Annotated in this window: 8 protein-coding genes; 5 read left to right on the forward strand and 3 right to left on the reverse strand. The window is 70.9% G+C overall.

Annotation, left to right across the window (positions count from 1 at the left end; all coding sequences use genetic code 11):
- Nucleotides 1-516: PEP/pyruvate-binding domain-containing protein (locus AC6LJ5_RS29570; RefSeq protein WP_498142370.1), on the forward strand; the 516-nt coding region annotated here is incomplete at its 5' end.
- Between the two features lie 229 nt (nucleotides 517-745).
- The gene (locus AC6LJ5_RS29575) at nucleotides 746-2395 is read left to right on the forward strand and encodes a PEP-utilizing enzyme (protein WP_498142371.1); all 1650 of its coding nucleotides are present in this window, start codon (nucleotides 746-748) and stop codon (nucleotides 2393-2395) included.
- Here AC6LJ5_RS29575 and AC6LJ5_RS29580 read toward each other — a convergent pair.
- From AC6LJ5_RS29580 to AC6LJ5_RS29590, 3 genes are read right to left on the reverse strand one after another with little or no spacing between them, the layout of a single operon-like run.
- Nucleotides 2392-2646, reverse strand: a complete 255-nt coding sequence (locus tag AC6LJ5_RS29580; protein ID WP_103274222.1) for a hypothetical protein — start codon at nucleotides 2644-2646, stop codon at nucleotides 2392-2394. The two genes, AC6LJ5_RS29575 and AC6LJ5_RS29580, sit on opposite strands and share 4 nt — an antisense overlap.
- Nucleotides 2647-2660: 14 nt before the next feature.
- Nucleotides 2661-4172, reverse strand: a complete 1512-nt coding sequence (locus tag AC6LJ5_RS29585) for a sensor histidine kinase (RefSeq protein WP_498142372.1) — start codon at nucleotides 4170-4172, stop codon at nucleotides 2661-2663.
- Nucleotides 4169-4888: a response regulator transcription factor gene (locus tag AC6LJ5_RS29590; RefSeq protein ID WP_103274220.1), complete on the reverse strand. Its 720-nt coding sequence runs from the start codon at nucleotides 4886-4888 to the stop codon at nucleotides 4169-4171. Before AC6LJ5_RS29590 ends, AC6LJ5_RS29585 begins: the two co-directional genes overlap by 4 nt.
- A 144-nt stretch (nucleotides 4889-5032) precedes the next feature.
- On the opposite strand from AC6LJ5_RS29590, the gene AC6LJ5_RS29595 reads away from it, so the two are divergent.
- Genes AC6LJ5_RS29595 through AC6LJ5_RS29605 form a run of 3 tightly spaced genes read left to right on the forward strand, consistent with a single transcriptional unit; the run spans nucleotide 5033 to nucleotide 6839 of the window.
- Nucleotides 5033-5659, forward strand: coding sequence for a cytochrome b/b6 domain-containing protein (locus AC6LJ5_RS29595; RefSeq protein ID WP_103274219.1), 627 nt, complete (start codon nucleotides 5033-5035; stop codon nucleotides 5657-5659).
- Nucleotides 5660-5669: 10 nt separating this feature from the next.
- Nucleotides 5670-6461 carry a molybdopterin-dependent oxidoreductase gene (locus AC6LJ5_RS29600; RefSeq protein WP_498142373.1) on the forward strand — a complete coding sequence of 264 codons (792 nt, stop codon included), beginning with the start codon at nucleotides 5670-5672 and terminating at the stop codon, nucleotides 6459-6461.
- A gap of 51 nt (nucleotides 6462-6512) precedes the next feature.
- A complete protein-coding gene (locus AC6LJ5_RS29605; RefSeq protein WP_498142374.1) occupies nucleotides 6513-6839 on the forward strand; it encodes a pentapeptide MXKDX repeat protein in 327 nt (108 codons plus the stop codon).
- The last annotated feature ends 17 nt before the right edge of the window (nucleotides 6840-6856 follow it).

Raw genomic sequence — 6856 nt, forward strand, 5'->3', positions numbered from 1 at the left:
CCGCGGCAGGCCTTGCGCCAGGCGCTGGAGGCGCGCGGCTGGCTGGACCTGCCGCTGGCGCTGCGCTCGTCCGCGCCTCAGGAGGATTCGGCGGGCGCGTCCTTTGCCGGCATCCACCTGTCCTGCCTGAACGTGCGCGGCGCCGATGCGGCGTTCGCGGCCGCGCGCCGCATCTGGGACTCGGCGGCCACGCCGCAGGCGCGCGCCTATCGCGAACGGCTGGGACTGGCCGGCGACGGCGGCATGGCCGTGGTGGTCATGCCACTGATCGAGGCACGCGTCTCGGGCATCGCCTTCACCCGCGATCCGGTCGGCGGACGCCATGACGAGATGCTGATCCACGCCAACTGGGGCCTGGGCGAGGCGCTGGTCAGCGGCCAGGCCGAGGGCGACGAGTACCGGCTGCGGGAGGACGCGACGACGCTGTCGTGGCGCCTGGCCGCCAGCCGGATCGGCGCCAAGCGCCAGGCCAGCCGACGGCCAGGGCACCGGCCTGCGGCCCACGCGGGACGATGAGGCGCGCGCCGCCACGCTGACGCCGGCCCAGGCCGAAGCGCTGGGCGCGATCGCCCGGGACGCGGCCCGCGCGCTGGACTACTCGGCGCAAGGCCACGACCTGGAATGGGCCTGGGACGGCCAACGTTTCTGGATCCTGCAGGCGCGCCCCATCACCGCCGCGGCGCGCCATGCCTATGACGGGCTGCGCGGCCAGCCCTCGTACTGGTCGCGCGGCAACACGCGCGAGGTGCTGCCCTATGCGGTGTCGGCGCTGGAATGGGAGGCGCTGCGCGTCATGTGCCTGCGCGTGCTGAATCGCGGCTTCGAGCTGGCCGGCTACCGCCCCCGGCCCGGCGTGGCGCTGGCCCGGCTGTTCCACGGCCGGGTCTACCTGGACGCGTCCACGATCCAGTGGCTGGCCTACGACGCGCTCGGCGTCGCGCCCGCGCTCACCAACAGCATGCTGGGCGGACCGCAGCCGGCCATCGCCGCACCGGCCATCGGCCGCGCGCGCAAGTGGCTGCACGGCTGGCGCATCCTGACCTACAGCCGCCGCGCCATTCCCATTCGGCTGGCCGCCAATACCGGGCTGCCGCGACAGGCCGCGCGCGCCCGCGCCTGGGCCGGGGAAGCCCTGCCCGAGGACACCGCGGCGCTGGGCCGACGGCTGCGCGAGCAATTCACCGCGCTGCTGTCCGCCGACGACCTGTTCTTCCTGCAAGGCTCGGCCGGCGGCACCCTGTCGAAACTGCTGGAACTGGTCGAGGCGGCCTGCCCTGGCCAGAGCCACGCGCTGACCGCCGCGCTCATGGCTGGCGGCGCGCCCAGCGTGACGGCCGCCCAGAGCTACGCGCTGATGGATCTGGCCGCGCTGGCGCGCGACGATGCGGCGGCGCTGGCCTGGCTGCGCGCACCCGACCGGCGCGGCTCGGACTGGCGCGACGCGCTGCCGCCAGATAGCCCGTTTCGCCGCGCCTTCGCGGACTTCCTGGAGCGCTACGGCCATCGCGCCGTCTACGAAACCTATCTGCGCCATCCGCGCTGGCGCGAAGCGCCGGATTATCTGCTGGACAGCGTGCTGAACCTGATCGGCGCCGACCCGGCCGCGCTGCGTGCGCGCCAGGAGGCCGCCGCGCTTGCGGCCTGGCGGACGCTGAACGCGGCGCTGCCGCGCTGGAAGCGGCCGCTGGCGCGGCTGCTGATCGCCGGCGCACGGTTGGACTGCCGCCAGCGCGAGGCCGCGCGCAGCGTGCTGGTCGGCTACGTCGCCGCCGCCAGGCGCTGCGCGCTGGCGCTGGGCGAACGCTGCGCCGGCCCCGGCGGCCTGGCCGCGCCCGACGATGTGTTCCACCTGAGCGTCGAGGAATTGCTGGCCCTGGCCGACGGCGCGCTGCCGGCGGACGCGGCGGCCCGGCGCGCCGCGTGGCGCAGGACACAGCTGCAACAATGGGCGGGCGCGGAAGACCCGGACGTGGTTGAGGAAAGCGACGGCGGCGCGCTGGCCGGCCCCTGCGCGCCGCGCGGCGCGGATGCCGGAATCGATCCCGGCGCCGACAGCTGGCGCGGCACGCCGGTGGCTGCCGGCCATGCGCGCGGCCCCGCATTCGTGGCCCGCGATCCGGCCGCCGGGCTGGCCATGCCTGCCGGGGCCGTGCTGGTGGCTCCGTCCACCGATCCGGCCTGGACGCCGCTGTTCCTGCGCGCCAGCGCGTTGGTCATGGAGGCCGGCGGCTATCTGTCCCATGGCGCCATCGTGGCGCGCGAGTTCGGCATCCCCGCGCTGGCCAGCGTGCCCGGCATCCTCGATGCCGTGGCCGATGGCGATCTGCTGGACGTGGATGCCGGCGCGGGCCGGGTCAGCCGGGTGGCGGCGACCGCGAAGCGTGACCTGGCCTAGCGCGGCCCGGCCTGACTCGGCCCGGCCTGGTTGCCGCGCTGCGCTTCGGGCCGTGCGGCTTGCGCCTTCGCCGCCGCCTCCTCGGCCTCGCGCACCGCCCTGTCGACGTCCTCCGGCGAGCGGGTCGACGCGCCGTCATAGCCGCCCGTCGCGCGCTCGCCGATGGCGATGTGCAGGTTGGACAGCTGGAACCACAGGTAAGCGCCGCCGGCCAGGGCGCACAGCAACAGGATGGATTTCAGCTTGGACATGGATGCTTCCACCGCTAGCGCGCGGCCGGCAAATCAAACTGGAACAAGGCGCCCGGCGCCTCGCGGTCCACCAGCCGGATCTCGCTCTGGTGCAGCTGCAGAATGCGCTGCACGATCACCAGTCCCAACCCGCCGCCGTCGCGCGCGCCATGACTCAGCGCCGAGGCGCGCGTGAACAGACCGGCGCGCAGCGAGGCGGGAATGCCTTCGCCAGTGTCGGCGACCTGCACCCGCAGGCCTTGCGGCAACCGCGCCAGCCGCAGCGCGATGTCGCCGCCCGGCGGCGTGTGGCGGATGGCGTTGTCCAGCAGATTGGTCAGCACGCGCTCGATCAGGCCCAGGTCGGCCCGCACCGCCGGCAGGTCCGGCGGGATTTCCATATGCAGCCGCTGCCGCCGCGCCTCGGCGGCCAGCTCGAACTTCTGCGCCACGTCGTGCATCAGCTCGGGCAGCGAGAACACTTCAGGCTCCAGCCGCACCAGCCCGGACTCCAGCCGCGCCAGCTCGAACAACTCCTGCGCCAGCCGGCCCACCTTGCGGCTTTGCGCCAGCGCGATGTCCAGGTAGCGACGACGCTCATCGGCTTCGAGCGTCGCGTCCTTCAACCGCAGCGTTTCCAGATAGCCGTGCAACGAGGTCAGCGGCGTGCGCAGATCGTGCGAGATATTGGCGACCATGTCACGGCGCTGCTGGTCCTGGCGCGTCAGCTCGCGCCATTGCTCCGAGATGCGGCGGCCCATCTGCGCGAAGCTGCGCCGCAGCGCGACGATCTCGTCGCCGCCGCGAGCGGCGTCCGGGGCGCCATCCTTGCCACCGTCCTTGTCGCTATCCCTGCCGCCATCCTCCAGCGCCGCCAGCGCGCCGCTGTCGCCACCGTCGAAGGCCCGCACCGCGCGCGTCAGCCCGCGCAGCGGCCGCGTGATCAGGGCGAAGGCGGCCAGGCCGGCCACCAGGCCCAGCAGCGCCACCAGCGCGATCGACCACAGCGTGGTGCGCAGCACGGTGCTGCGCGACACGGCCATGGCCAGCTCGTCGTGGGCCTGGCCCTGCAGCACCACGTAAACGTAGCCGATGTCCTTGCCGCCGGCCCGCGCCGGCGCCACGCTGAAGACCTTGCGCGCGCCGGCGTTGCGCGGATCGTCGCCCATGATGGGCAGCATGCCGCCGGCCAGCGCGCGCCGCAGCGGCGCCAGGTCGACACGGTCCAGCTTGAGCTGGCCCGGCGGCGCGGCATCGCCGACAACGCGGCCGTCCAGGTCCAGCAGGTAGACCTCGACCGCCGGATTCACGGCCATCAGCTTGTCGAACAGCGCGCGCACCGCCTCGGGCTTCCAGCCCTGGGCGTCCATCAGTTCGTTGGCGCCGGCGATATGTCCGGCCAGCCCGCCCGACAGGCGCTGCACCACTTCCTGCTCGTAGCGGGCGTTGGCCGCCATCTGCAGCCAGGCCGATGCGCCGCAGCAAGCCAACAGCAGCAGCGCGAATACGGCGGACAGGCGCTGGGTCAGGCTCAGGCGCTTGATCATGCCGCGTCTCCCTGCGTGGCGGCGAACTTGTAGCCGCGCCCCCAGACCGTGAGGATGCGGCGCGGCTCGGACGGGTCGTCCTCGATCTTGGTGCGCAGCCGGTTGATGTGCGTGTTGACGGTGTGCTCGTAGCCCTCGTGCTGGTAGCCCCAGACCTGGTTCAGCAGGTCCAGCCGCGAATAGACCTTGTCGGGATGGCGGGCGAAGAAATGCAGCAGGTCGAACTCGCGCGGCGTCAGGTCCAGCGCGCGCCCGTCCAGCAGCGCGGTGCGCGCCACCGGATCGATGGCCAGGCCGTGCAGCTCCAGCGTGCCGGCGTCCATGCGGGCGTTGCGCGCCAGCGCGTCGCTGCGGCGCAGCAGCGCGCGCACCCGCGCCACCAGCTCCAGCATCGAGAAGGGCTTGGCCAGGTAGTCGTCGGCGCCCAATTCCAGGCCCAGGATGCGGTGCACCTCGCTGGAGCGGGCGCTGGTGATGATGATGGGCGTGTAGCGCGCCATGCCGCGCGCGCGCTTGCAGATCTCCAGGCCGTCCACGCCCGGTAGCATCAAGTCCAGCACCAACGCGTCCCAGCCGCCCTCTTCCAGCCGGCGCATGCCTTCATGGCCGTCGGCGGCATGCTCGACCGCGTAGCCTTCGTCGCGCAGGTGCATGCGCAGCAATTCGGCGATATGGGCGTCGTCCTCGACGATCAGCACGCGGCGGGAGGGTTCCATGGGGGGCTCGGGCGATGGGATAGCGCTATTGTCGCCAATCGGCGCGGCCGAGTTATCACATTTTTTTTAAGTTTGCGTGAGGACTTGGATACGGCCCCGGGGAAAGAATGGCGTCAACCGAAGCCAGCCGCCCAGGAAACCGCCATGACCGCCGCGACCGTCCCCCCGAATCCCGCCGCCCCGCCGGCGCCCGCCATCCACCCTGGCTGGCTGCGACTGACGCACTGGCTGAACGCGCTGGCGGTGCTGGTGATGATCGCCAGCGGCTGGCGCATCTACAACGCCTCGCCGCTCTACGACTTCAGCTTCCCGCGCGACTACACGCTGGGCGGCTGGCTGGGCGGCGCGCTGCAATGGCATTTCGCCGGCATGTGGCTGCTGGGCCTGAACGGTCTTCTGTACCTGGCGTTGAACCTGGCCAGCGGCCGGCTGCGCCGCAAATTCTTCCCCCTGAGCCCGCGCGGCGTGCTCGCCGACCTGGGCGCGGCCCTGCGCGGCCGTCTCTCGCACGCCGATCCGCGCCGTTACAACCAGGTGCAGCGGCTGGCCTATCTGTTCGTGATGCTGGATATCACGGTGCTGGTGCTGTCCGGGCTGGTGCTGTGGAAGTCGGTGCAGTTCAGCGTGCTGCGCGAACTGCTGGGCGGCTACGAGATGGCGCGCCATATCCATTTCTATGCGATGGCGCTGCTGGTCGCCTTCGTCGTCGTCCACCTGGCGATGGTGGCGCTGGTGCCGCGCAGCCTGCTCGCCATGATCCGCGGAAAGTAAGGAGTCGCACGTGAAGCCTCGCAAACCCCTGTCCCTGCCCGGCATCGACGGCCCGGCCGTGTTGCGCGAAGCCTCGCGCCTGGTGGAGCGTCGCCTGGACGCGCCCGCCCGCCGCGCCTTCCTCGCTCGTGGACTGACGCTGGGCGGCCTGGCCATGCTGTCCGGCTGCTCGCTGTCGGACAACGAAAGCGCGGAAAAAGCGCTGGGCGTCGTCTCGCGCTGGAACGACCGCGTGCAGGCCTGGCTGTTCGACCCCGACAAGCTCGCGCCCACCTATCCGGAATCGATGATCACGCGGCCGTTTCCGTTCAATGCCTATTACGGCATCGACGAGGTCCGGCACGTGGACGAGGAAACGTTCCGCCTGGAAGTCAGCGGCCTGGTCGCGGACAAACGCCAGTGGCGGCTGGACGAGCTGCGGCGGATGGCGCAGATCGACCAGGTGACGCGCCACATCTGCGTCGAGGGCTGGAGCGCCATCGGCAAATGGGGCGGCGTGCCGTTCTCGGCCTTCCTCAAGCGCGTCGGCGCCGACCTGAGCGCGCGCTACGTGGGCTTCAAGTGCGCCGACGACTACTACACCAGCATCGACATGCCCACTGCTTTGCATGCGCAGACCATTCTGGCGCTGACCTACGACGGCAAGACCCTGCCGCCGGAATACGGCTTCCCGATGAAGCTGCGCATGCCCACCAAGCTTGGATACAAGAACCCCAAGCATATCCAGGCGATCTTCGTCACCAACACCTACCCGGGCGGCTACTGGGAGGACCAGGGCTACAACTGGTTCGGCGGCAGCTAGGTGGATCTCGCTCTTTTTCTCCCGCACTCATCACCATTGAAGGAAATCATCATGAAGACTCTCACCACCGCCGCGTTTTCCCTGTGCCTGGCCTTCGGCGCGGTCGCCGCGCATGCCGCCGATGACATGAGCAAGGACGGCATGCAGAAAAGCGGCATGTCCAAGGACGCCATGGGCAAGGACGGCATGAAGAAGGACGGCATGGCCAAGGATGCGATGTCCAAGGACGGCATGTCGAAGGATGGCATGTCCAAGGGCGGCATGGCCAAGGACGGAATGTCGAAGGACGGGATGTCGAAGGACGGGATGTCGAAGGATGGCATGTCGAAAGGCGGCATGTCCAAGGACGGCATGAGCAAGGATGGCATGTCCAAGTAAGCAAGCCGGCGCGCGCG

The sequence above is a fragment of the Achromobacter sp. 1011791174 genome (assembly GCF_059760925.1).